Source organism: Mycobacterium sp., assembly GCF_035697385.1.
Classification (GTDB): domain Bacteria; phylum Actinomycetota; class Actinomycetes; order Mycobacteriales; family Mycobacteriaceae; genus Mycobacterium.
The window spans coordinates 1-24,457 of the sequence record NZ_DASSCY010000142.1; the positions used below are offsets into that span (position 1 = coordinate 1).

The 24,457-nt window shown below is 63.7% G+C and carries 19 protein-coding genes and 2 pseudogenes; 13 read left to right on the forward strand and 8 right to left on the reverse strand.

All coding sequences use genetic code 11. The features are described 5' to 3' along the window. The 3 genes and pseudogenes from VFH65_RS12010 to VFH65_RS12020 all read right to left on the reverse strand — a co-directional run. Nucleotides 1-597, reverse strand: a 597-nt coding sequence (locus tag VFH65_RS12010; RefSeq protein ID WP_353321703.1) for an LLM class flavin-dependent oxidoreductase, incomplete at its 3' end; no start/stop codon positions are given. Nucleotides 598-1,151: 554 nt separating this feature from the next. Next, nucleotides 1,152-4,151, reverse strand: a complete 3,000-nt coding sequence (locus VFH65_RS12015) for a protein kinase domain-containing protein (protein WP_353321705.1) — start codon at nucleotides 4,149-4,151, stop codon at nucleotides 1,152-1,154. Between the two features lie 119 nt (nucleotides 4,152-4,270). Then, nucleotides 4,271-4,387 (reverse strand): annotated as a pseudogene (locus VFH65_RS12020) (CAP domain-containing protein); the annotation flags it as partial. 424 nt (nucleotides 4,388-4,811) lie between these two features. On the opposite strand from VFH65_RS12020, the gene VFH65_RS12025 reads away from it, so the two are divergent. Beyond that, nucleotides 4,812-5,105, forward strand: coding sequence for a putative quinol monooxygenase (locus tag VFH65_RS12025; RefSeq protein ID WP_353321707.1), 294 nt, complete (start codon nucleotides 4,812-4,814; stop codon nucleotides 5,103-5,105). Nucleotides 5,106-5,139: 34 nt separating this feature from the next. On the opposite strand, the gene VFH65_RS12030 is transcribed toward VFH65_RS12025, so the two are convergent. Both VFH65_RS12030 and VFH65_RS12035 read right to left on the reverse strand, forming a co-directional pair. Beyond that, nucleotides 5,140-6,069 carry a hydroxymethylglutaryl-CoA lyase gene (locus tag VFH65_RS12030; protein WP_353321708.1) on the reverse strand — a complete coding sequence of 310 codons (930 nt, stop codon included), beginning with the start codon at nucleotides 6,067-6,069 and terminating at the stop codon, nucleotides 5,140-5,142. Nucleotides 6,070-6,072: 3 nt separating this feature from the next. Further along, entirely contained in the window at nucleotides 6,073-7,284 is a 1,212-nt protein-coding gene (locus tag VFH65_RS12035) for a CaiB/BaiF CoA transferase family protein (RefSeq protein WP_353321710.1), read from the reverse strand. A gap of 463 nt (nucleotides 7,285-7,747) precedes the next feature. On the opposite strand from VFH65_RS12035, the gene VFH65_RS12040 reads away from it, so the two are divergent. The 9 genes and pseudogenes from VFH65_RS12040 to VFH65_RS12080 all read left to right on the forward strand — a co-directional run bounded on the left by VFH65_RS12040 (nucleotide 7,748) and on the right by VFH65_RS12080 (nucleotide 19,860). Then, a complete protein-coding gene (locus tag VFH65_RS12040; RefSeq protein ID WP_353321712.1) occupies nucleotides 7,748-8,221 on the forward strand; it encodes a flavin reductase family protein in 474 nt (157 codons plus the stop codon). 460 nt (nucleotides 8,222-8,681) lie between these two features. Beyond that, nucleotides 8,682-10,787 (forward strand): hydantoinase/oxoprolinase family protein, encoded by a 2,106-nt coding sequence (locus VFH65_RS12045; RefSeq protein WP_353321713.1) that lies wholly within the window; start codon nucleotides 8,682-8,684, stop codon nucleotides 10,785-10,787. A 13-nt stretch (nucleotides 10,788-10,800) separates the two neighbouring features. Then, on the forward strand, nucleotides 10,801-13,068 hold the full coding sequence (locus tag VFH65_RS12050; protein ID WP_353321715.1) for a hydantoinase B/oxoprolinase family protein: 2,268 nt from the start codon (nucleotides 10,801-10,803) through the stop codon (nucleotides 13,066-13,068). A gap of 138 nt (nucleotides 13,069-13,206) precedes the next feature. Further along, nucleotides 13,207-13,965, forward strand: coding sequence for an SDR family oxidoreductase (locus tag VFH65_RS12055; protein ID WP_353321717.1), 759 nt, complete (start codon nucleotides 13,207-13,209; stop codon nucleotides 13,963-13,965). Between the two features lie 303 nt (nucleotides 13,966-14,268). Further along, a complete protein-coding gene (locus tag VFH65_RS12060) occupies nucleotides 14,269-15,480 on the forward strand; it encodes an iron-containing alcohol dehydrogenase (RefSeq protein ID WP_353321719.1) in 1,212 nt (403 codons plus the stop codon). Nucleotides 15,481-15,571: 91 nt separating this feature from the next. Further along, nucleotides 15,572-16,756: a thiolase family protein gene (locus tag VFH65_RS12065; protein ID WP_353321721.1), complete on the forward strand. Its 1,185-nt coding sequence runs from the start codon at nucleotides 15,572-15,574 to the stop codon at nucleotides 16,754-16,756. Between the two features lie 424 nt (nucleotides 16,757-17,180). Beyond that, nucleotides 17,181-17,938 (forward strand): annotated as a pseudogene (locus VFH65_RS12070) (alpha/beta hydrolase). A gap of 389 nt (nucleotides 17,939-18,327) precedes the next feature. Beyond that, entirely contained in the window at nucleotides 18,328-19,254 is a 927-nt protein-coding gene (locus VFH65_RS12075; RefSeq protein ID WP_353321723.1) for a class I SAM-dependent methyltransferase, read from the forward strand. A gap of 84 nt (nucleotides 19,255-19,338) precedes the next feature. After that, the gene (locus VFH65_RS12080) at nucleotides 19,339-19,860 is read left to right on the forward strand and encodes a YbhB/YbcL family Raf kinase inhibitor-like protein (protein WP_353321724.1); all 522 of its coding nucleotides are present in this window, start codon (nucleotides 19,339-19,341) and stop codon (nucleotides 19,858-19,860) included. Between the two features lie 592 nt (nucleotides 19,861-20,452). Here the strand turns inward: VFH65_RS12080 and VFH65_RS12085 are convergent. Continuing rightward, nucleotides 20,453-21,613: a 12-oxophytodienoate reductase gene (locus VFH65_RS12085; RefSeq protein WP_353321725.1), complete on the reverse strand. Its 1,161-nt coding sequence runs from the start codon at nucleotides 21,611-21,613 to the stop codon at nucleotides 20,453-20,455. Between the two features lie 826 nt (nucleotides 21,614-22,439). Here VFH65_RS12085 and VFH65_RS12090 point away from each other — a divergent pair. After that, a complete protein-coding gene (locus tag VFH65_RS12090) occupies nucleotides 22,440-22,805 on the forward strand; it encodes a DUF732 domain-containing protein (protein ID WP_353321726.1) in 366 nt (121 codons plus the stop codon). Between the two features lie 236 nt (nucleotides 22,806-23,041). On the opposite strand, the gene VFH65_RS12095 is transcribed toward VFH65_RS12090, so the two are convergent. Further along, on the reverse strand, nucleotides 23,042-23,302 hold the full coding sequence (locus VFH65_RS12095) for a hypothetical protein (RefSeq protein WP_353321727.1): 261 nt from the start codon (nucleotides 23,300-23,302) through the stop codon (nucleotides 23,042-23,044). Nucleotides 23,303-23,367: 65 nt separating this feature from the next. Between VFH65_RS12095 and VFH65_RS12100 the strand changes: the two genes are divergently transcribed. Together VFH65_RS12100 and VFH65_RS12105 are read left to right on the forward strand one after the other, a co-directional pair. Beyond that, nucleotides 23,368-23,589, forward strand: a complete 222-nt coding sequence (locus VFH65_RS12100) for an antitoxin (RefSeq protein ID WP_353321729.1) — start codon at nucleotides 23,368-23,370, stop codon at nucleotides 23,587-23,589. 9 nt (nucleotides 23,590-23,598) lie between these two features. Continuing rightward, the gene (locus VFH65_RS12105) at nucleotides 23,599-24,015 is read left to right on the forward strand and encodes a TA system VapC family ribonuclease toxin (RefSeq protein ID WP_353321731.1); all 417 of its coding nucleotides are present in this window, start codon (nucleotides 23,599-23,601) and stop codon (nucleotides 24,013-24,015) included. 84 nt (nucleotides 24,016-24,099) lie between these two features. Here the strand turns inward: VFH65_RS12105 and VFH65_RS12110 are convergent, their stop codons facing one another. Further along, entirely contained in the window at nucleotides 24,100-24,402 is a 303-nt protein-coding gene (locus VFH65_RS12110) for a VOC family protein (protein ID WP_353321733.1), read from the reverse strand. Nucleotides 24,403-24,457: the final 55 nt, after the last annotated feature.

Consider the following 24,457-nt stretch of genomic DNA (forward strand, 5'->3'; position numbering starts at 1 on the left):
CCCTTTGCGCCCGGCGTTCTCCCAGCTGGACATGTTGCCCGCCGCGTACCACAGCGGGGGGTGACCCTTGCCGTAGGGTTTGGGAACGATCTTGCGCGGCGGCAGCGACCAGTACTCGGAGCTGTAACCCTGGTAGGTCTCCTGCATCCACATCTTCGGGATCTCTGAGATCACATCTTCCCAGACGTCCTTCGTGTGGTTGAGCTCGGTGCCCTCGGGAAAGAAGCCCAGAATCTCGTGGCTGCCTGCGCCGCGGCCTGACCCGAATTCGAAACGCCCGCAAGAGATGTGGTCCAGATATGCACACGCTTCGGCGACGGTGGCGGGGTGCCGAATCTGCGGAAGGGGATTCATGATGCCCGACAGCAAGTGGATGCGCTTGGTCGCATGGGCGAGGTAACCGAGTACCGGGGCGTTGCCTGAGATGTGCGAGTACTCGTCGAGGAAATGGTGCTCGGGTACGACCACATACTTAAACCCCGCCTCTTCGGCGGCGATCATGTACTCCAGATCGGTCATGATGACCTTGTGCTCGGCATCTGGATCGTCGCGCACGGCTTCAGGGACCGTGTTGAAGAAGCTCACCATGAATTCCATTGAGATCCCTTCTCGACGCGCTCGCCCCTGGCATACGCAGATTCAACGGCTACAACACGGTGCTCGTTGGATCCGTGCCTACCGCGACCTGCACAGAGGCTCCCGTGCTTACGCTTGTGTCTAATTTTCTACCGTGTCGTGACTAACATTGTCAAGAGCGCGGCGCGCCACCTCACATGTCATCTACGGCGGGCGCTCGGGATGTGCGAGGAAGCTCTGAGCCGGCGCCGATGTCTCCGCGACGCTGGGCTGGGCGTATCGGAGCTATCCGAGAGTGCCCTGGGCGATGACCGTGGCGCCACGATGTTTCGAAGCCCAAACATGCTTTGGTCCCAACGATTCCAGCGTCCGACGTGATCGCCAGCATCGATCCTGCCGTGCCGGCCTTCTGCGCTCTTCACGTGATCGCGGTCGCTGCCTCTTTCGGCGTTCGGGGTCTGGCTGCGTGTCGTCGGGCCGAGGACGGCCAGCACGCCCTTTCTTGTCCGCCAACCCACTTCGTGGGCTGCGAATCACCCTGCCGGCCAACACTGCGGGACCGCGTCGGCGCGACTCTAGGCCTGCTCGCTGAGCCCGTAGGCTACCGCCGCGTCGAAACTTAGTGCGCTGCCCTGCTGTCGGGCCGCGTCGTATGTCTTCGAATCAAGAGTCTCGCGGGTGCGACGTTCACATTCGTCATGGAAGACGACCATGTTCGGCAGCACCGCGGGAGCGAATGCCCCGACAGCACGAGCCAACTGCTCGGCGGCGGCCATCAACACGACGGCCCGCCGAGCGTTCTGATTTTCGCCCGCGATCCAAGCCAGTCCCTCCAGGTTGGCTGCGGCCATGCGCGGATCCCCCACCCGGCGTGTCACCTGCAGGGCCTCTTTCAACAGCTGCTCGGCGCGGTCAGTTTTCCCGTGCCGCCACCAACCGATCCCAATGTTCCACAACGAATATTCGAGGTGCACCCACTCGCCGTGGGATTTGGTGACGGCTAGCGCCTTCTCCTGCCAGATGAGTGCGCGGACGATCTCACCCTGAAACTCCAGTCCCCATCCCAGCAACGCCATGGCCACAACCCGCAGAGACGGGTCGTCGACGATGTCGAGCGCATCCTCCAATCGGGCACACGCGCGGTCGAATTCGCCACCGACCAACGCCGTGAAGCCGTCGGCGATGCTCATCATGCCGCGCGCCTCGGGGTGGGCGATCTGCTCGACCAGGGCGTGTCCCTCGGTTACCCGGGCCGCAGCGGCGGGCAGGTCGGCCTGCAGCCCCGCGATCATCACGGAGCCGTAGAGCGCTCTGATCCGCTCCACGGTCGGCTCGCGCGGCGCCGCGGCCAGGGCGCGGTCAAGCCAGTCGGCTGTCTCGCTGAGAGCTCCGCGGGCGATCCCGAAAGGATGGAGCGCCCCGACGATGGCGAGCGCGGTCTCGGGCGAATCGGTCACGCTGAACCGCAGCGCCTCCCGTAGGTTGGCCGTCTCCCGCCCAATCCTCTCAAGCCAATAGATCTGTCGGGGACCGAACCAGTCGGCCGCGGCGTCGCGTGCCAACCGGCGGTACCAGTCCACGTACCGACGGCGCCAATCTGGGTATCGATCGGTCTGCCGGATCTGCTCCCTGCCGTACTCCCGCAGCGTTTCGAGTAACCGGAAGCGCACCACGCCGTTGGATTCAGTTCGGATCAGTATCGACTTGTCCACTAGTGACAACAGGAGATTGAACACCTGCGCAGGGACTAGATCTTCGCCGCAAATGTATTCTGCCGCTTCGAGTTCGAAGTCTCCAGCGAAGAGCGACAGCCCGCCCCACAGGTCCTGTTCCGCGGGAGTGCAGAGGTCGTAGCTCCACCCGACGCTGCAGCTCAGCGTCTGCTGCCGCGCCGGCGCCCCGCGACTGCCGCGGGTCAACAGCGCATATCGGTCAGCGAGACGCTCGAGGAGCTGCTCCGCAGACATCACTCGCAGCCCCGCCGCGGCCAGTTCGATGGCCAACGGCAACCCGTCCAGCTTTGAACAGATCCGGGCCACAGTCGCCCTGTTGTCGTCGGTGAGTTCGAAGTTGGGCGCAGCTTCTGCGGCGCGCTCGGCGAATAGCGCCAAGGCGTCGAACCTCGGCCGCCCGCGCAGCGTGGGCTCCGGGTCGGGAGCGGGACAAGCAAGGGGAAACAGCGGTAGGACCGATTCCCCGGCGATGCCGAGCCGTTCCCGGCTGGTAGTCAGGATCCGCAGCTCGGGGCAGGTCCGCAGCAGCTTTTCGGCCAGCTTGGCCGCCGAGTCGACGACATGCTCGCAGTTGTCGAGAATCAGCAGCATATTGCGTGAGCACAGGAGGTCGATCAACACGTCGTCCAACGGCTTGGCCGATTCGTCTCGCACGCCGAGGCTTGACGCGACCACGTTGTCCAACAGGGACGCGTCGCGGAGCTCGCCGAGCTCGACCAGCCACACTCCGTCGGCGTAGTCGGCTAGCGCATTCGTCGCTGCCCGCAGCGCCAGCCGAGTCTTGCCGACCCCTCCAACCCCGGTCAACGTGACGAGCCGAGACGTCGACAGGAGGCTCTTCACCTGCGTGAGCTCGGTGCGACGATCAACAAAACTGTTCAACTCGAGCGGGAGGTTCCCGTGAGCGCGCCGCGCCGCGGCGCGCATTGCCGCCCGATCGGACTGTTGTGCGGCGCACAGAGCCATTTCGTCGACCGCGGAGTCACGGCGCGCGTGAATCTGCCGCAGTTCGTCGCCCAAAGCCGCCGCCGATGGCCGGTCGACTGGATTGCGCGCCATTGCCCTCTCGACGACAGCCGAGACGTCCTCGGGGATACCGCTGTCGCGCAAATCCGGTACCGGTTCGCTGGCTATCCGGAGAAACTGGGCCACCATCTGCTCGCCACTGCGGCGTTCGTAAGCAGCGTGTCCGGTCAGCGCGGCGAAAAGGGTAGCACCAAGACCGTACACATCGGAGGCACGGCTAGGCGGATCACCACTGAGGATCTCAGGCGCGGTGAAGGCCGGTGAACCGGTGAACGTGCCAGTGGCCGTTTCGAATCCGCCTGTGATGTGGGCGATTCCGAAGTCGCTCAATATCGGTTCGCCATAGTCGGTCAACAGGATGTTGGCGGGCTTGACGTCGCGGTGCACGATCCCGACCCGGTGAATTGTCTCGAGCGCGCCCGCCAACTTCATGCCGACCCGAACGACGTCGTTCGCCGGAAGTAGACCGAGCCGACGAATTCGCGCCTCCAGCGAACCCTGCCGGTGATACGGCATCACCAGATACAGGTAACCGCTTTCGGTTTCGCCCACCTGCAACACGCCGACGATATTCGGGTGTCCGGTGAGCCGGCCCATCGCACGCTGCTCACGCAGGAACCGTTCACGGTTGGTGTCCCGTTCGGCGGTCAGAATCTTGATCGCGACTGTGCGGTCAAGTCCGATCTGGGTGCAGCGAAAGACAATGCCGAAGCCGCCGCGGCCGATCTCGACGGCGTCGTCGAAGCCCTCAGCGCGCAGCTCCGTGACGGCGGCGGAACCGACGTCGCGTTGCGTCCTGAACGGATCGCTGTCCATCACTCTGGCGTTCGAGCTGAGGCCTGGGCGAACTTCGGGGAAGGTTGCGAGGTCGGGTCGTGCTTACTTCGACTGACACATCGGCTGACACGATCCCCGGTGAAGTCCTGAGGCTTGGCCTAGACCGGCGGATAGGCGGGTGGCGGGTACACGCCCCGCAGGATCCAGGCGAACCAGTTGATGCCGTACTCCAGCTCGTCGCTGGCGTCATAGTCGGGATTGGGATCCACTGTGATCACGCTCCAATCGGTAGACGGCTGAACGCAGAAGCGCGACGCTGCCGCTTCCTTGTTCATCGCAGGCCGTCCGCGACGAACCCTGTGCCTTGGGGCCATCCAGCCGCCCCGCGATGCACGGGAGTTTACGCTACAGACAACTATCTGACAATAGCGTTAGCGCGGGTACACATTGTTTGAGTGAAGCCGCTTCACGGTCAGAGCGAGGCTGCCATGTCGACAGCGGGGAGCATCCCAACATGGCAGCCATCGGCGAAGTTTACGTAGCTGACGACTATTTGACAATAGAGTTTAGGCGGGCCTACCGTGATTGCGCTGAAGATCGCCCTGATGGCATCGCCCCGAACCGCACCTGGGGAGCAGCAGCACCCGAAAATGCAACGGGGATTGCAGCATCTATGTCGAGACGCAAGGAGAACGACTGATGACGGTTGCTCGCCACTACATCGTTTACGCCGCAGAGGGCAGGACCGACGAATTGGACACGGCGTTGCGCAACCTTGCTGATGCAGTGCGGGCCGTCGCCGGGTGCCACGGGGTTGATGTGATGCGTGACCTCGAGGATGAACGACGCTACGTATTCATCGAGAAGTGGGAGTCGGTCGAGGTGTACAAGGCCTCCTTGGCAAAGTTGCCGAACGAGGTAGTGGCCCCCATGATGGCGGCTCTGGACGGCCCGCCGCAGGCGGCATATCTAGACCTCGTGGCGGCATTGTGAGCGCGGGCGCACCAGCTGCGCGGCGGCAATAACGTCACACGGCGACGGTGGCTCGCTCGAGCCGGCGCACCAATGACGGTGCCTTATCGCCCCGCGCGAGTGCTGAGTCCAGAGGGTGGCCGACCATGTCTTGCAGCGTCAGCCGCGCGGCGGCGAGGGCGTCGGGATCGATGCCAGTGTTGATGCCTTCGCGGTGCAGGAAGTGGACGAGGTCATCGGCGCCGATGTTGCCGGACGCGCCGGGGGCGAACGGGCAGCCGCCCAAGCCTCCCAGGGCCGCGTCGAATCGGCGAATCCCCAACGCCAATCCCTCCCAGACACTGGCCGAGGCCATTCCGTAGGTGTTGTGCAGATGAAGGCCCAACGGAAGATCGGGGAATGCTGCACGCACCGCACTGACGGTTCGCCGGATGTCGCCCGGGGTGGCGGCACCGATGGTGTCGGCTAGGTGCAGCACTTCGATGCCGGTGCGCTGCAGCCGATCTGCGGTGTAGATGACCCGCGAAATCGGTGTATCGCCGTCGAATGGGCACACGAATGCGGTCGCGATGGTGGCTTCGGTGCGCACACCGCGCTCGCCAAGCCATTCGGCGGCCTCTTCCACTCGTGTCAGCGCGGCCTCGGTGGGCACACCGGCGTTGGCGCGGCTATGCCCGTCGCTGGCGGACACCACGAACCGCACATGTTGGTTGCCACTAGCGACGGCACGCTGTGCGCCTTTGAGATTGAACACCAGCGCGTGCAGGGCCGCGCCGCAGTCACCCAGCTGGCGCATGACGTCGTCGGAGTCTGCCATGGTCGGCACCTTCACGGGATTGACGAAAGCTCCGACCTCCAGCTGGCTGAACCCCGCCGCGACCAGCTGTCGCGCCAGCGCGACCTTGTCAGCGGTCGGCACGATCACCGGCTCGATCTGCAGTCCGTCGCGCAGTGACACCTCTGTGATGATGACGGTATCGGACATGGTTTAGAGAACCCCTTTCTGGCGCAACAGCTTCTGTGCGTCGTGATCGATCCCGAGTTCGAGTAGAACCTCTTCGGTGTGCTGACCCAATTCGGGTCCCAGCCAACGCGTCTGGCCGGGGTTGTTCTGCATCACGGGAACCACGCCGGGGAACGCAACCGCTGCCGGAGCGGCGGCGCCGACGTCAGCCTTGTGCACCTGGAGCATGTTGCGGTCGGCGAAATGGGGATCGGCCAGGATGTCGGCGGCCTCATAGATGGCGCCGGAGGGCACAGCGGCCGATTCCAGCAGGTGCAGGACTTCGTCCGAGTCCAGCGAGGCGGTCCAGCTACCGATTGCAGACTCCAGTTCGTCGTTGCGCGCCACGCGGCCGGCGTTGTCAGCCAACGCCGGGTCGTCGGCCAGATCTGGGCGACCGATGGCGATCATCAAACGTTGAAAGATCGCGTCGCCGTTGCCGCTGATCACTACATACTTACCGTCTGCGCAGCGGAATGTGTTCGACGGCGAGATGCCTGGCAGTCCCGCCCCCTCTGGTTTGCGGTTGACGCCAAATGCATCGTGGTCGGGGATGAGCGACTCCATCAACGAGAACACCGCTTCGTAGAGCGCGACGTCGACCACTTCGCCGCCCGGGCGCTTGGTTCGATTCAGAAGGCCCATCAACGCGCCGATGACGGCATAGAGTCCGGCCACGGTGTCAGCGAGGCTGATGCCGACCCGGACAGGGGGGCGATCGGGGTAGCCGACGACGTGGCGTAGCCCCCCGATGGCTTCCGCCACTCCACCGAAGCCTGGCCGGTCCCGGTAGGGCCCGGTTTGGCCGTATCCGGATATCCGCACCAACACCGCATCCGGGTTGACCCGTGTGATCTCGGCGGGGCCGAGTCCCCACTTCTCGAGTGTGCCGGGCCGGAAATTCTCGAGAATCACATCCGATCGCTCGATCAACGACAACGCGATCGCCCGACCCTCAGGCGCTTTCACATCGAGGGTGATACTGCGTTTGTTGCGGCCGAGGGTGCGAAACAGCAACGACGTCGACCCGCCGTGCAACCGCCAGCGGCGAAGCTCGTCGCCGCCGCCGGGCCGTTCCACCTTGATGACATCGGCACCAAAATCGGCCAGGAGACGACCGGCGGTAGGGGCGGCGATGAAGTTGCCCAGTTCGAGGACCCGCACCCCGGCCAAGGGCCCGGTCGTTGCTTCGTTCACGCGCGCTCCTGTTCGATTTGTGTCGTGGCCGGCCAGGCGATCAGGTCCGGTGCTGCCCACGCGACGCTCTCGGCGCCGTCTCGTGCGGATGGATGGTGGTTGTCGCGTCTCCCGACCAGATGATCGGATCACCTCGGAGGAAAGCACCCGGCGCAGCATGTCGGTGGTCACGTGTGCGGGAAGAGCAACGCATCGGCACTAGTCCTCCACCCCCGGTCCATCCGCAGAGTGCATCGTCGGCGCCTGCCCTGACGTTGCACTGACTCGGGGCGATCGATGGCCGACCGCAGGTTGGTCACGCCGCGCCCGCAGAGCCCGCATGCCGCCCCGGGCCGACGCGCGGCACCACTCAAGCAAATGTAGAGGTCATCTACGTATGAGTCAATAGTTTGACGTCTGCGGAGCTCGTGAGCATACTCACAAGAATGCTGACTCCATTTCTTGCCGAGCCACCGGCCTAACGATGCAGCTAAGCCACGCGTCGCTGCGGGAGGCATACGGTCACTTCCCATCTGGCGTGATTGCCGTCGCCGCCGAGATTGACGGAATCCCGGTCGGTTTGGCTGCGAGTACCTTCGTCCCAGTCTCGCTGGATCCGCCCCTTGTGTCGTTCTGCGTGCAGAACACCTCGGCAACGTGGCCGAAGCTGAGCAACAGCCCTAGGTTGGGCATCAGCCTGCTCGGTGAAGCACATGACCAGGCCGCACGCAGTTTGGCGGCCAAGACCGGTGACCGGTTCGCAGGCCTGCAGACCGTGTCAACGCCCGGAGGCGCGGTGTTTATCGACGGCACTTGTGTCTGGCTGGAGGGCGACATCGATCAGCTTGTCCATGCAGGGGACCACACCATCGTGGTGCTGCACGTGACCGAACTGACCGTGCACCCGGACGTGTCGCCGATTGTGTTCCATCGCAGCGCGTTTCGCGCCTTGTCGTAATTTCTGCAATCGGTGCGGCGTTCAGCCGCCCGCGTGCGGCCGAGGATGTTGCCCATCGAGCCCCGGCGGTGAATCCTCGCCGCTTGCGCTGAACCGTAGGCAGGCGCGCAGCCGATGAGCGCCTAATCCCGTCTGCGGTTGTTGGCGGCGGTGCGGTGTCCGAAGACGGTGTGCAGGTGGTGAACCTGAGCGGGGACTTCCGCGGGGAGGCATCGTGCATGGATTGACCACGGGTGCGCCTCGTCGAGGCAGAGGTACGGCTCTGAACGCTCAACGCCAAAGGGGCAGAGGGTGCCCAACGCGCGTGGGCCTCGGCGCACCTTCACGCGCGGGAACACGCCAGCTTACGTCGGCGACAAACTATTGACATACACGTTGACAATCTCGTACGTTACGAATCTCACACAGATTCGTGCCTTTGCCACCACGACAGCCGTGGATTCAACAGACAAGGAAGCAGATGAAGTATGTGATTGGCGTCGATGTCGGCGGGACTTTCACTGACGCAGTCGCCGCAGCGCAGGACGGCACAGTGATCGGCGCCAAGGCTGCCTCTACGCCGGCCGACTACGCGGTCGGCGTTATGAACGCGGTTGAGGACCTCGCGGATCAGGTGGGGTTGACCTGCGAAGAACTCCTGGCGTCCACCGACTACATCGCACACGGCACCACCTCGAGCATCAACGCGTTGATCACCGGCAACGTCGAGCCTGTCGGCCTTATCGCTACCAAAGGCCACGGCGACTCATTGCTGATCATGAACGTCGAGGGCCGCTACCTCGGATTGTCGGCACACGACGCCCAAGATGTTCTGGGCACCGCCAAGCCGGGTTCGCTGATACCGAAGTCGTCCATCGCCGAGGTGACCGAACGTATAGACCAGAGCGGCGCGGTCGTGGTGGCGCTCGACGAAAACGAGGTGCGTTCTGCGGTCACGCGCTTGTTGGATAAAGGCGTGCGGGCGATCGCGGTGGCTCTGCTGTGGTCTTTTCAGAATCCTGCTCACGAACGACGCGTCCGCGAGATCATCGCGGAGGTTGCTCCCGACGTCTTCGTCGCTCTGTCGTCCGAAGTCTCGCCTCGGATCCGGGAGTTCGCGCGCACCGCAACGACAGTGATGAGCACCCAGCTCGGTCCGCCGCTGCGCCGCTACCTGGAGCCGCTCAGCGCGAACCTGCGCAATCTCGGCATGACCGGGCCGCTGTTGGTCATGCAGAGTTCCGGGGGAACCATCACGTCGGAGGAAGCTCCGGCTACCGCGATCTCGACCGTGGGTTCAGTGCTCAGCGGCGGAGTCGTCGGAGCCTCGCGCTTGGCGGAACAGCTCGGCCACAAGAACGTGGTCACCGCCGATATCGGCGGCACCACCTTCCTGGTGGGAATGGTGGTCGACGGTCAGCCGGTCCGCGCGTCCACGACCGTGATCAATCAGCATCCGATCAACGTGCCGACGATCAAGGTGGATGCCATCGGATCCGGTGGCGGGGCGATCGCCTGGCTGGACCCGGGCGGCAACTTGCGCGTTGGGCCACGCAGCGCCGCCGCGGCGCCCGGTCCTGCTGCGTACGACGCGGGGGGCGTCGAGCCCACCGTCACCGATGCCGATCTGGTGTTGGGAATCATCAACCCGGACAACTTCCTTGGTGGGCGTCGCAAGCTGCGACGAGACCTTTCCGAAACGGCGTTGTCGGAGAAGATCGGCAAGCCGTTGGGGTTGACCGCCGAAGAAGCAGCCGCCGCAGTGTTCGAGGTGCAGAATGCGCAGACCGCCGACCTGATCCGCAAGGTTGTCGTGGAGTCCGGCAACGATCCACGCGGCTTCGTCGTCTACGCCTTCGGCGGCGCCGGTCCCATTCACGCGTCGGCATTCTCAACAGAGCTCGGAGTGCCCGAGCTGGTCGTCCCGCTCGGCGCGGCAGCATCGGGCTTCTCCGCCTACGGGCTGGCCGCATCCGACGTCATGGTCAGCGCCGAGTTGTCCGACCCGGCGCCCTTCCCGGTCGATCCCGCACGGATCCGCGCCAACTACGCCCGCCTCGAAGAACAGGTCCACAGCGCGTTGGCCCGACAAGGAATCAAGTTCTCCTCCATCGAACTGGTCCGCGAGTTCGATGCCCGCTACACGGCGCAGATGTTCGAAGTGACCACCACGGCGCCGGATGGCGAAATCGACGACGAGGCAGCGGTCGTCGCGATGGCTGAGGCGTTCGAGCGTCGCTATGCAGAGCTGTTCGGTGAGGGATCCGGATTCTCCGCCGCAGGGTTTCAATTCATCAGCTACCGGATCCGCGGCATCGGCCGGCTGCCGTACCGCCCAACACTGCCCGAGCGACCGGCCAGCGGGAGCTCGGATGCCAGCGAGGCGATCTCAGGCCATCGGCCTGTATTACTCGACATCGCACGGGGATTCGCCGAAACGACCATCTACGACTACTCGTTGCTACGCGCAGGCCACGTGCTTCCAGGCCCAGCGGTGATCGAGGTGCCCACGACGACTGTCGCCATTCCCGCCGGCGTCGACGCACGCATCGACGAACTCGGCAACGTCCGCATGTTGCTTAGCTGAAAGGAAACCGGCCATGGAACAGCAACCAGTCATGCCCGTACCCGGCTCTGAGGTTTTCAGCAGCAGGCTGATCCCTTTCGACGAGCTCAAAGCAAATATTTCACCCACGCTCAAACTGCACGAGGTCACCGATGCAGATATCGACAGCATCGACCCGCTGACCTACGAGGTGGTCCGTCACCGAATCTGGTCGATCACCGACGAGATGGGCGAAACGCTCAAACGCATGTCCGGATCAATCTCCGTTACCGAGGCCAACGACTTCGACTTCGCCGTGTGTGACGAGCTCGGCCAAGCCGCTCAGGTCGGGCTCTACAACACCATGCTCGTCGCGTCGATGGATCTCGCCGTCTACTGGACCCTGCAGCACCGCAGCGGCAACCCCGGAATCGAACCCGGCGATATGTTCCTCACCAACGATCCTTGGGTCGGCGGCGGGCTGCATCAGAACGACACCGCAATCATGGCTCCGCTGTTCCACGACGGAAAGCTCTTCGGGTGGACCAGCGCGGTGTGTCATATGGCCGACGTCGGCGGTGCCAAGCCCGGATCCTCTGACCTCGCTGCCAGCGACGCGTTCAGCGAAGGTGCACCGACTCCACCGATCAAGATCGTCCGCGGAGGGGTCCTCCAGGATGACGTGGTCGACGCCTTCATCCGCCGCTCCCGCATGCCTCTGTTGGTCAATCTGGACGTGCGTGCGGAGATCGGCGCCAACCAGGCAGGCCACGCACGCTTGCACCGGCTCATCGATCGGTACGGACCGACCGTCGTCAAGGCCGTGATGAAGCGGATGATGAATGACTCGGAGCAGCGGCTCCGGACCCGCCTGCGCGACATCCCCGACGGTTCCTGGAAGTCGGTCGGTTACCTCGAGCAGTCGGCGGTCGGGGATCGCGGCATGCACAAGATCGCGCTCGAGATGACCAAGACCGGGGACCATCTGACGTTCGACTTCCGGGGTACCGATCCCCAGGCAGGCATGGTCAATTGCCCGTGGTCGGGAATGCGTGCCGGCATCTCCGTCGCGCTGATGCCCATTCTCGCTGGCGATATCCCTTGGTCGGCAGGCGGTTTGGTGCGTTGCTTCGACATCATCAGTGATGAGGGCACCATCAACAACGCCACCTTCCCGGCATCGGTCGGATGGGCACCGCTTACCGCGGCATGGGCGACATCGAACCTCGTCGCCGATTGTTTTGCGAAGATGCTCGACGCCGCCCCGGAAGAGCAGTCGCGTGTCCAATGCGGATGCACCGGGTCGTTCGAAATGGTGACCATGGCCGGCATCGATCAGCGTGGCGCGCCGACCGTGATGATGCTGCTCGACATGATGGCGGGCGGCTACGGCGCCCGGCCGGACGCCGATGGCCAGGACACCGCCGGCATCCTGCCCATCCCCATGGGCCGTGCACCCGACGCCGAGATGCAGGAGTTCATATATCCGTTGTTGTTCCTGTGGCGTCGAGAGGAAATCGACTCCGGCGGGGCAGGAACGGCCCGCGGCGGACTGTCCATCTCGATCTGTGTCGTTCCCCACGGCACCCCTGCACCCCTTAGCGCGGCGTTCTCTGGCAACGGCAAAGCGCGCCCGGAGGCAACCGGACAAGCCGGTGGCTACCCCGGAGGCACCGCGTTCGACCTGATAGTCCGCGGGTCCAACGTCCAAGAACTGTTCTCTGCCGGCAAGATTCCCGGTTCGCTCGAGGAGCTCGGTGACCGGCGAGAGGTGGTAGGTAACCGCAAGGAGACGCTCATCGGGCTCGACGACGCGGTATTCGTTCACCCCTCCGGCGGTGGCGGGTACGGCGACCCCTTGTTGCGGTCACCGGACAAGGTCGCAAGGGACGTTGGCGACGGAAAGGTCTCCGCTGCTGCGGCGCGCACACTGTATGGGGTTGCGCTCGACACGGACAACCGGGCCGATCCCGTCGCGACTGCCAGCCTGCGGGCCGAGGAACGTCGACGACGCATCGGAGGCGATGTTTCCGCAGAGGTGACTGAAAGACACTCCAGTGGGAGCGATTTGAATGTCAACGTCGCTGTTCACACGACCGATTCCGGGGATGTCGTGGTGTGTAAGCACTGTGGCCACGAGATCGGAACGGCAAGCGCGGAGCCGCTGGAGGGGTTGACGCTGCGAGAAGGGCCCATCACCGAGGCAGGCCCCGGTGTTCTGGGGCAAGCGACGGACTATGTGGACCAGGCGCTGATATTCCACCAGCTGTCCTGTCCACGCTGTGCGACGGCGATGCACACATCGGTCGTGGTGTCGGGATAGGCGGGCCTGGCCCACATCTGCCGGCCCCGGGCGGGGCGTGAGAAACGACGTACCGGAAGAACCCATTGATCCCGACCGGCACAGCACCACGACTCCCAGAACGGGTCAGGACCGGTCCGTTAGCAGTATCGGAGGAACATGTCACAGAACGCTTCCAAGCCGCTGGAAGGAAAGGTCGTCGCCATCACCGGCGCGTCGTCGGGTATCGGCGAGGCCACCGCGCTGGCCTGTGCGCAAGCCGGCGCCTCGGTGGCACTTGCGGCGCGTCGGGCCGAACGTCTCACCGCGCTCGTCAAGAAGATCGAAGACGATGGCGGTCAGGCAATCGCGATACCGACCGACATCACTGACGAAGCTCAAGCGAGGAACTTCATCACCCAAACGCATTCCAGTTTGGGCCAAGTCGATGTTCTGATCAACAACGCCGGCGTCATGCTGCTCGGACCGATCGTGGGGCCGCCGGTCGAGGACTGGCAGCGCATGGTCGACCTCAACATCCTCGGTGTGCTCTATTGCACCCACGCCGCGCTGCCACTGATGGTGGAGTCCGGCGGCGGTCACATCATCAACGTGAGCTCGGTCGCCGGCAAGGCCGTTGCACCGGGTGGCGGGGTGTACAGCATGACGAAATTCGCGGTGGGTGCTTTCTCCGAAGCCCTGCGCCAAGAACTGATGAACGACGGCGTCCGCGTCACGCTCATCGAGCCGGGGCGTGTTGACACCGAGCTCATCGACCACGTCGACCCCGAGCTCCGTAAGGTGATCGACGCACGATGGGTTGGGGTAACGCCGCTCAACGCGCACGACATCGCGACGGCGATCATGTACGCGTTGACACAGCCCGACCACGTTATCGTCAACCAGATCGCCCTGCGCTCCACGATCAGCCCCGTCTAGGGACGACGCTCGCGCAGATGGGTGGACGGGCAGGGTGCACGCGGCGGGGCCCGGGGTCGTTGCTGCACTCGAGTCCGTATGCGTTTCATGGGTTTCGGAATTCGTGGAGCGGCCTTCCGTGACTCGCATGATCTCCTGACGCACGACATCCAGCGCTGTGGTGACGCCGAGCCTTAGCCACTGCACGCGGCTGGGTACCACCAAATCGGCGATATCGCAGGCGATTTGGCGGCACAGATCTGGTCCCTGGCGAGCCCAGCCAATCAGCCAGTACACAGCGAACGACCCAAAGGATCTGCGGCGATGAGTACAAGAATTGCCTTGCCCCGCTTCGCCAGATTCGGTGCAGGCGCACTGAATGACGTCGGTGAACTCGTCAAACGTGTCGGTAGTAGCCGACCCGCGGTCATCACCGACGCCTTCTTGGCTGAAAATGGGATGGCCGAGCGCGTCATGGAATTGCTGCGGGCCGTCGACACACAGCCAGTGCTGTTCTCCGAGACGGTGCCGGATCCGACCACTGATTCCCTAGATTCCGGGCTGCAGGTCATCCGCGAGCACCGCGCTGACGCGGTCATCGGGTTTGGCGGGGGCAGCCCCATGGACTCGGCGAAGGCGTTGGCGGTGCTGGCCAACAACGGCGGGCAGATGCGCGACTACCGGGCACCGCGGATCTACGAGGGCCCGGTGTTGCCGATCATTGCGATCCCGACCACAGCAGGTTCGGGTTCGGAGACTACGCAGTTCACCATCATCACCGACACGGCCGCGGATGAGAAGATGCTCTGCACAGGGTTGTCCTTCCTGCCGGTGGCCGCCATTGTCGACTTCGAACTCACGCTGTCAATGCCTCCGCGGCTCACCGCCGACACCGGTATCGATGCGTTGACGCATGCGGTCGAGGCGTACGTCAGCCGCAAAGCCAACCCGATCTCAGATGCGTTGGCCCTAGCGGCGATCAAGACGATCAGTGCGAACTTGCGCCGGGCATATCACGACGGCACGGACCGCGTCGCCCGGGAAGCGATGATGGTGGCAGCGACCCAAGCTGGCATTGCCTTTTCAAACTCCAGCGTCGCGCTCGTCCATGGCATGAGCCGCCCGATCGGGGCACATTTCCATGTGGCGCACGGACTTTCCAACGCCATGCTGTTTCCTGCCGTCACCGCCTTCTCCCTGCTCGCTGCGCCGCGACGCTACGCCGACTGCGCCCGCGCGTACGGGATCGGGGCTGTGGGCAGCGACATGGCGATCGCGAGGCGGTTCGTCGATAAACTCGCAGCCCTGTGCGAAGAACTCGCCGTACCGACCCCACGCTCATACGGGATCGACAAGAGCGTGTGGGAGGACAAGATTCCCACGATGGCCCAGCAGGCGCTGGATTCGGGTTCACCGGCCAACAACCCTGCCATCCCGACAAATGCCCAAATCCAGGATATCTACGCCGATATCTACGATGACCGATTGGTGGCGGCGTGCCGTCCACACGATCAACTCACGTGGCCGGCGTGGTAAGGCGTCAGATGGAGTCACCTTGGCGCTTCCCGTTGGGACGCAATCAGTTTCGTCGTTGGTCGGGTGGCCAATCGAGATATAGGAGTAACTCATGCTGAGCAGTACGGGCCGCGACGCGGTTGTAGTGGGCGCGGTGCGCACACCGATTGGCAAAGGGAAGACCAGCGGGGCGTTGCGCGATGTCGCGCCGGCCGACTTATTGGCGCATAGTCTTGCCGAGTTGGTCAGACGCACCAACCTTGATCCGGCCCAGATCGACGACGTCATCGCAGGAGCCGTCACGCAGGCCGGTGATCAGGCCCTCAACATTGCCCGCAACGCAGTTCTGGGAGCAGGTTTCCCGGAAAGCGTTCCAGGGACAACCGTGGACCGGCAATGTGGCAGCAGCCTGCAGGCCATTAGCTTCGCCGCGCAAGGAGTGATCGCTGGCGCCTATGACATCGTTGTCGCCGCCGGTGTTGAGTCGATGAGCCGCGTGCCACTGCTGTCGGCCGTGTTGCCAGGCAGCGACCCGTACGGTCAATTGTTGCGTCAGCGCTACCCCGAAGGGCTTGTACCGCAAGGCATCAGTGCCGAGCTGATCGCCGCTAAGTGGGGACTATCTCGGTCACAGCTGGATGAATTCTCGGCCGGCAGCCACGACAAGGCCACGATCGCCGCCAAAGACGGCCGGTTCGACGCCGAGCTGGCACCACTGGCCGAGTTGGCCCAGGACGAGCTCATCCGCCCCGGGACCACCGCGGGGATCCTTGGCAACCTCAGGTCCGCGTTCTACGACGAGACCTACTCCGCTCGCTTCCCGCAGATCGACTGGTCGATCACACCCGGCAACTCCTCGCCGCTGTCCGACGGCAGTGCCGCCGTGTTGATCACCACGACTGAAGTCGCGAAGAAACTAGGGTTGCGACCGCTCGCCCGGCTTCACACGATGACCGTCGTCGGTTCTGATCCGTTGTACATGCTCACCGGCATCATCCCCGCCACCGAGAAGGTGCTGAAACGCGCGGGACTCACGCTCGCCGACATCGATCTGTTCGAGGTAAACGAAGCCTTCGCCCCGGTAGTGCTGGCGTGGGCCCACGACACCGGAGCCGACCTGTCCAAGACCAATGTCAACGGGGGCGCGATCGCGATCGGCCATCCGGTCGGTGCCAGCGGAGCGCGCATCATGGCCACGCTGATCAATGCGCTCGAACAGCGCGGTGGCCGCTTCGGGTTGCAGGCCGTGTGTGAAGGCGGGGGCCTCGCTAACGCGACGATCATCGAAAGGCTGTGACGAACGATGACATCGGTGGTCGTAGTCAATGCATTGGTCGCACAACAGGATGCCGAAGGCTCGATCACTTTTGCGCACCAGGTCGTTGACGGCACGTTCCTCCCCGAGGGCGTGGTGCGAGACGGCTTCTGAGGTGCTCAGCTCGCACGACGCCATGGCACGCTCACCACCACCTGCTTCGTGGCTGCCATGAATCGCACCTCGCCGCCCCGCAGCGCTTTCCGCGATGGTGCGTCCTCGACGCGTTCAAGGCGCCATGATCCGTCTGATCGTGTTGTCGGCGTTGCCACACGCACAATGCGCCCGACGGCGAGCGAATCATGTTGTACAGCAAGCATTTTGAGTGCAGTACCAGAGTTCGGAAGATCTGATTCAATAGTCGATTTCCGCCTCGCAACTTGGGCCGTGGGTGGAGAATCATCCCATGCTCGAAGTGATTGACAAGGGATCATGCACAGAATCTCACCCCACCCCACTGCTCTTTGTTCACGGCGGCTGTCACGCAGCTTGGTGCTGGGACGAGCACTTCCTAGACTTCTTTGCCGACAATGGGTTTCGTGCTGTCGCGCTGAGTTTGCGAGGGCACGGCGGCAGCAGGCTCACTAAGAATCTGCAGTCATGTTCGATGTCCGATTACCTCGACGACCTACGCTGGGCGGCCGACGAACTTGGCGGGCAGCCGGTGCTCGTCGGGCATTCCGTTGGCGGCTTCCTCGTGCAGAAGTACCTTGAGAGCCGCGGGGTTCCGGCCGGAGTCCTGCTAGCGTCGACACCGCCGCAGGGCGCCGCCACCCGTGGGCCGTAATCCGGGCGAATACCTTCGGGCGGTCGCATGAGGTCTTCAACACTCCGCGCCTAGCGCGCGACTATCTGTTCAGCGCACGCACTCCTGAACCGATTGTTCAAGCGTGTGCCGCACGCGTAGAACCCGACAGCCGGCGCGCCATATTTGTCGATCAGATGTTCGGCCTGCCCAAACCAAGCCGGGTGGCGACGCCACTGTTGGTGCTCGGTGGAGAAGACGACGGTACGATCAGCACTGACGAGGTTCGAGCCACCGCTCGCGCGTACGGCACCCAAGCGGAGTTCTTTCCCAAGATGGGGCACAACATGATGCTCGAACCAGGGTGGGCTGATGTCGCGGAGCGAATCCAAACTTGGCTATGCACCAGAGGGTTGTAAGCGGCACCACATCACTTTCGGTGATCGTGTGTGCCTGGCTGGTGATTCTTGACCCGGGTAGAAGTCCTCGTAGTACAACGTCATCGGGGTGCGTCGAGAGAGACCAAACCGCGGCGAGCACACGGCGGGCCCACTTGCTACATTATTGTAGAATGATTGACGGCTACGTTTAGTGCTTGTCGCGTCGGCCGATTCCATCAATTGCCTTGTACGGGAGCATCAGTGCCTGATGTGTCGCGGCTTGTGCGCGCTCAAGCGCGAGAAGGAATCGTAGAGCCCGACAAGTCGCGCCGCGTTCACGATCGCTTCGCCGAGGGCAGCTGGCGGGGCTCCGGGGAAGCCTCGTCGATCCGTAGTGCTCAGGCACCGATAAAGGAAGAGATCGAGCAATGACATCGGTAGGTTCGTTCCGAAGCGACGGAGACAGCTGGGACCTGGCATCCAGCGTAGGAGCGACGGCGACGATGGTGGCCGCGTCGCGGGCTTTTGCGTCGCAGGGGCCAGACCCGCTGCTGGACGACCGGTTCGCCGAGCCACTCGTCCGCGCCGTTGGTCAGGACTTCTTCACACGGCTCATGGATGGCGAGATCTTTCCCGAGAGTGGCGAAACCACGTTCTTCGACATGCAGCAGACGCGCGAACAGATCACCGTGCGCACGAGGTTCTTCGACGACTTCCTGCTGACCGCGGTCACCGCGGGCATTCGCCAGGCGGTGATCTTGGCCGCCGGACTCGACGCCCGCGCCTACCGACTGCCTTGGCCGCAAGGCACCGTCGTGTTCGAGGTGGATAAGCCCGAAGTGGTCGAGTTCAAGACGACCACTCTGCACAGCCTGAGCGCTGAACCCACCGCCGTACGGCGAGCCGTAGGTGTCGATCTGCGCGATGACTGGCCAGCAGCATTGCGCGAAAAAGGCTTTGACACGACACAACCCACCGCGTGGATAGCCGAGGGTCTGCTGGTCTATCTGCCACCCGAAGCGCAAGATCGCTTGTTCGACCACATAACGAAGCTCAGCGCGCCCGGTAGCCGACTGGCGACTGAAGACTTTATCGACCACGGCGTGTTCAGCGACGGGCGCTCAAGCGTCTGGCGCGACGGCTGGCGTCAGGTCGGATTCGACCTCGACGTGGCCGCGCTGTTGTGGGGTGGCGAGCGCAGGCAGGTGAGTGATCATCTGGGTTCGCTGGGGTGGCGCGTCGATGTTGCAACCAGCGACGAACTGTACGCCGTCAACGGTTTTGAGCTACCAGACTCCGCATGGGCCGGGGCGTTCCGGGACACGCGTTACGTTGGCGCCGAGCTGCTCCCGTGAGTGGCCACAGTCGGCATCACCGTTCGGCACCACTGTGCTGGACGAATTCCAGCGACACTGCTAGCTGAATACGAGAGGAATGACATGGCGACTCCGTACGACCCGATCGGCGACGTTCCGTCCTTCACCCTGACCTCTGAGTCGTTGAGCGACGGCGGCCAGCTGACCGACGATCAGGTCAGCGGCATCATGGGCGCCGGAGGGTCCGACATCTCACCGCAGCTGAGTTGGTCGGGGTTCCCGGAGGAGACCCAGAGCTTCGCGGTCACCGTCTACGACCCGGATGCACCGACGGGATCCGGGTTCTGGCACTGGGCGGTGGCGAATCTGCCCGCCAGCATCACGGAGCTGCCAGCCGGCGCCGGTGACGGCTCGGTTATGCCGGGTGATGCCGTGGTGCTCGCCAACGATGCCGGCCTCAAGCGCTTCCTCGGAGCGGCGCCGCCCGCGGGCCACGGTCCTCATCGCTATTACATCGCCGTGCACGCGGTGAAGGTGCCCAAGCTCGATGTCACCGAGGATGCGAGCCCCGCATACCTTGGGTTCAACCTGTTCGCCAACTCGATCGCGCGCGCCGTCATCCACGCCACCTATGAGCAGAAGTAGGGACGGTCAGTTCTCCGTGGCCCACACTGGCCAGCGCTCGATCCCGAACTCGGTGACGGTGAGAGCGCGGCAACGTTTCTGACTGAGGCCCGCCGCTCGACGATCGCGTGGCGGCGAAGCAGCACCTCCCGCAGTCTTTTCAGGTTCGCATGGGAGCTGGCTGCCATTGCTGATGCGCACCTAAACGTTGTCGAGCGCAGCAAGGATCCGACCTCGCCGCGAGATTGTCGGGTTGGCTGTAGTCCTGCAGTGACCATCCCGATGAACGCCGTCTTCACCGGCTCATCGCCAGCATGGCGACTCGTCAGCCCGATCCGGAATCTCCTCCAGTTGCGCCCCTTCGATATATGACGGTCGCAAGCGCATACAAGCGACCCAACACCTAGTAGTTCCGTTTCACTCTGGTCCTCGATAGCAGAGACAAGCACTGCACATCGACTCGCTCCTCCCCGTCGGACGAGGGATGAACATCCCGGCCGTCGCCGCGAGAGTGGAACGCCAGGTGCGTTCTCGCAGCTGGTGGCCGGCCACGACCGGCGCATTCTTCGCCGAAGCCGCGTCATCGCCTCCGGCCGGGCGCAAGCCGGGCCGGTCAAGCCCCTACCGTATGCGCCGAAATCTCGTGCGACGAAACAGAGCTTCGAACAAAGGGCTTCAGCTCGGCCATTCGTCCGTCGCGGACTTTGTTGGGCCACTCCGGGTCTCCGAGAAGTGCTCGCCCCAGCGCCAGGAGATCGAACTCCCCGCGAGCAAACGCTTCCGCAAGAACATCGAGATTTCCTATCTCCGTGCGCACGTCCGGCAGCATCGTTTCCACGAAATTCTTGTCGAGCCCGACTGATCCGCCGCAGATGACTGGCGCGCCCGTGACCTTCTTCACCCAGCCGGCAAATCCCATGGGCGAGTTTTCGTTCGGGAACGCCGGATACCAGAAGCGCCAGCTTGAAGCATTGAACACATCAACGCCCGCTCGCAGAATGGGTGTGATGGCAGCCTCCAGTTCCTGCGGGGTCGCCCATGGAGAGGCCGTGAAATCATCGCGCTTGTATTGCGAGACGCGGAAGGATATGAGGAAATCGGGTCCCGTTGCCTGGCGGATCGCTTCGACGACCTCCACCGCGAAGCGCGACCGCCGTTCGATATCGCCGCCATAGCGGTCGTCCCGCAAATTTCTTTCGGACCAAAGGAATTGATCGATCAGATACCCATGGGCTCCCGCGATGTCGACACCGCTGAAGCCGATCGATTGCGCGTACACCGCGCTTCGAACGAAAGCCTCTATCACGGCGTCTATTTCGGCCTGGGTCGCCGGCTCACCAATCTTTTCATCGGCCGGACCAATGCCGGATGGCGATATATTGGGAACGTCCGGATGCGTGCTCTGGAGGTGATCGCGCCACGCGCCCGCGTGCCAAAGCTGCGGCAGGAAGGGAACGCCGGTCGAGCCGGCCTGCTTCACCACGGCGCCCCAGCCGGCCAGGGATTCTTCTCCATACATCGGCGTCAGGCCGGAGGGAATGTCCCCCGCCGTCGGATGGTCTACCAGCACCGCGCCCGCCATGAGCAGCCCCACGCCGCCCTCGGCCCGTTTCCTGAAGTGGGCGCCGACGGCGGCGACCTGTTCCCCGGTCCACTCTCCGTGGATCGACATGGGAGACATAACGATACGGTTCCGCAATGTCAGCGCGCCAATCTTGTATGGTGTGAAAAGCGGCGCCAGCCTTTGCGCCAGGTTGTCTGAATTCGAAGTCACGATGAATTACCTCCGGGAGAGTTCGTCATTGGCAGCGGAAGCCGGCTGACCGCATCCAAAACACGGAACGCTAACCTGAGTCCGCTTAGCGACGCTCACACACGAAACTGCCTGCACTGTAGGGAATCTCGGAATCACGACCGAGATGTCACGCTCTACATGGCAGCTCGGTGAACCGGCACGGCGCGCCAAGCTGAGGTCTTGGAGTCCTGAACAACCGTTGGTTCTAGGATCCGCCAGAAGATGAGAAAAACGCCTCCGCCATCTTCATGAGAATTGTGCAGATCTACAGGGAGGGCGACCGCAACAGGCTACGCGCCGCCAGCGCAACTTCCGGCGGATGCCCGAATCAATCCCCGAGAGGGCTCTCTTCTCACGACCGGGCTCACCGCGTATGCGGTGGTTGCGGCGCTCGTTTGCGTGGAATCGTGGCGGCGCATCACAGGACATCTTGGTGCGCAACGTAATTCGACGCGAAATATCGCAACGGCAACACTTCATGCCGACCGCGGAGGGCTTCGGTGCCGCGGTGGTGGCTGGGCTGGGGAATGTTCCCGGACAGCCTGGCCGCAGCCCACCTCCGCTCCGACGAATGGCCCCCGGCCTCAGCATCTTCCCATCGGCGGAAAGATTCTTCTACGAGTCGGGCATGTAGCCGCCTGCCGTGCAGTTGGAGGCAACGGAGCCGCGGAGCAGATAGCGGTGCCCTTGACACACCACACGGCCCTCGCTACCGTTCCCGCAGAATGCCTCTGAACTGGCATTAAACATTGAACTGTCGGCGTTGCAGCGCTTGACTCCGGCCCTGAAGCGCTGGAGGCACCCCATGAAGCGCAAGTCAGCCGTCGGTGGGATCATCATCGCCTGCGCCTTGGGTGCAGTCGCTCAGACGGTGGCGCCACCGGCATCCGCGGTTCCTGCCCCAGAAGTCGAGTACACCTACAACGTGATGGTGCGCCGGCACTTCGACTTCCCGAACAACGACGCGCTCGGCTACGGCTTTGCGATCTGCGACAAGGTCGGCCGAGGTGACAGCTATACCAAGGTGATGGGCGACGTGAAAAGCGACGTCTTCCCCAACGACGAGCAGGCGGCAAACTACGTGGTGTCCTACGCGGTCGGCATCCTCTGTCCCGCCCAGATTTCGCAATTGCGAAACTCCGCTGCCGGGTACCAACTACCGGCAGGCTAACCGGAAGTCGACTCTCCTGCGGATACCAAAGAATGTGTGCGCAAGTAGCCGTTGGAAGGTCAAGACAGTCGCGACCCCTACAGCGCCGGAAACGGTTCGAAGTCAACCCGCACGATCTTCGTAAGCCAGGGCGCCTACTGATCACATGCCGTTGCGTAACCGACCTAAGGTGAGCGCACTCGTGAAAGATGTTTCCTTGGTTGGTGATCGGAACGGAGTTCGGCCGTGACGACGGCTTACTTCGATGTGGTGGCCGCCGCCAGCACGGCGTCGTTGCCCGCGGTGGGCGTGACGGCGACGAGAACCCTCTGGGCGTGGCTGGCCGAATCGAGTATGTAGCGACGCTTGGCATGTCTCGAAGTCAACGCGTGGGCAACGGCCTTGGTGACCTTCTTGGGATCGGCGGCGAGCTTCTGCAGGCGGCCCAGCAACTTTCGGCTCCCTGCGAGGTGTGATGCGTACAGTTCTCGGTGGTCGTCGGTCAGTTGCGCGGCCATGCGCTGCATAGCCAGGGGCGAAAAGCACCGCCGACGTTGATGCGTTGATGCGGTAGCATCAGAATGTGCGAACGACGCTGGACATCGATGACGATGTGGTCGCTGCGGCACGTGAACTCGCCGCCGGCGAGCGTCGCTCGCTGGGGGCGGTGATCTCTGAGCTCGCGCGGCGCGGTCTCACGCCGGCCCGCATCGAGGCCGACGACGGGCTGCCGGTTATCCGTGTGCCGTCCGGCACCCCCCCAATCACGCCGGAAATCGTCCGTCGTGCCCTCGACGAGGACTGATCGGCGATCATGGCGCTGCTCGACGTCAACGCACTGGTCGCGCTGGCGTGGGATTCGCACATCCACCATGTCCGCATCCGCGAGTGGTTCGCCGCCAATGCGCCGCAGGGTTGGGAGACGTGCCCGATTACTGAAAGTGGATTCGTCCGCGTATCGACGAACCCGAAGGTGCTCCCGAGCCCAATCGGAGTGGCCGATGCACGGCGCGTTCTTGCCGCCCTGCGCGGGGCCGATGGTCACCGGTTCCTGGCCGACGACGTGTCCCTCGTCGATGATGACGTTCCGACGATCGTCGGTCACCGCCAAGTGACTGACGCGCATCTGCTCACGCTCGCCCGGCGCAGCGGAGTCCATCTCCTTACGTTCGACGCCGCCATCGCGACTCTCGCGGCGGGCCGCGATGTGGAGCTACTGACTACGTTGTGAGCTTTGGGCGTCTGTGCTGCGCGAATGTCTGCACCGTCACGCCTTCCGCGCGGCCTTATGCGCGCGGAGTCTTCATCGATGCGGTCAGTCCAAGCAGAACTCATTGCCCTCGGGGTCAGTCATCACGATGAAGCCAGCGCTCATCGGGGGATCGGGCTCGAAGCGATCTACCCGTGTCGCTCCCAATGCGACCAGTCGGCTGCACTCGGCCTCCAGCGCCGCCATCCGCTCCTTTCCTTGTAGCCCGGGCGCTGCGCGGACGTCGAGATGGACGCGGTTCTTGGCGACTTTGTCTTCCGGCACCTGCTGGAAGAAGAGCCGCGGTCCCTGCCCCGCCGGGTCCTCGATGGCGGACCTGGTGTTGCGCTGCTCCTCCGGGACGCCGATCCCCGCGAGGAAGTCGTCCCAGGCGGCGAGCGGGTCGGCGCCGTCGGCGAGGTCC

Excerpts from the sequence above, each read along its gene's own strand:
- VFH65_RS12090 (WP_353321726.1), top strand. The coding sequence starts at position 22,440 with ATGAAGCGCAAGTCAGCCGTCGGTGGGATCATCATCGCCTGCGCCTTG.
- VFH65_RS12060 (WP_353321719.1), top strand. The coding sequence starts at position 14,269 with ATGAGTACAAGAATTGCCTTGCCCCGCTTCGCCAGATTCGGTGCAGGC.
- VFH65_RS12050 (WP_353321715.1), top strand. The coding sequence starts at position 10,801 with ATGGAACAGCAACCAGTCATGCCCGTACCCGGCTCTGAGGTTTTCAGC.
- VFH65_RS12045 (WP_353321713.1), top strand. The coding sequence starts at position 8,682 with ATGAAGTATGTGATTGGCGTCGATGTCGGCGGGACTTTCACTGACGCA.
- VFH65_RS12040 (WP_353321712.1), top strand. The coding sequence starts at position 7,748 with ATGCAGCTAAGCCACGCGTCGCTGCGGGAGGCATACGGTCACTTCCCA.
- VFH65_RS12055 (WP_353321717.1), top strand. The coding sequence starts at position 13,207 with ATGTCACAGAACGCTTCCAAGCCGCTGGAAGGAAAGGTCGTCGCCATC.
- VFH65_RS12065 (WP_353321721.1), top strand. The coding sequence starts at position 15,572 with ATGCTGAGCAGTACGGGCCGCGACGCGGTTGTAGTGGGCGCGGTGCGC.
- VFH65_RS12015 (WP_353321705.1), bottom strand. The coding sequence starts at position 4,151 with ATGGACAGCGATCCGTTCAGGACGCAACGCGACGTCGGTTCCGCCGCC.
- VFH65_RS12075 (WP_353321723.1), top strand. The coding sequence starts at position 18,328 with ATGACATCGGTAGGTTCGTTCCGAAGCGACGGAGACAGCTGGGACCTG.
- VFH65_RS12095 (WP_353321727.1), bottom strand. The coding sequence starts at position 23,302 with ATGGCCGCGCAACTGACCGACGACCACCGAGAACTGTACGCATCACAC.
- VFH65_RS12030 (WP_353321708.1), bottom strand. The coding sequence starts at position 6,069 with ATGTCCGATACCGTCATCATCACAGAGGTGTCACTGCGCGACGGACTG.
- VFH65_RS12025 (WP_353321707.1), top strand. The coding sequence starts at position 4,812 with ATGACGGTTGCTCGCCACTACATCGTTTACGCCGCAGAGGGCAGGACC.
- VFH65_RS12080 (WP_353321724.1), top strand. The coding sequence starts at position 19,339 with ATGGCGACTCCGTACGACCCGATCGGCGACGTTCCGTCCTTCACCCTG.
- VFH65_RS12105 (WP_353321731.1), top strand. The coding sequence starts at position 23,599 with ATGGCGCTGCTCGACGTCAACGCACTGGTCGCGCTGGCGTGGGATTCG.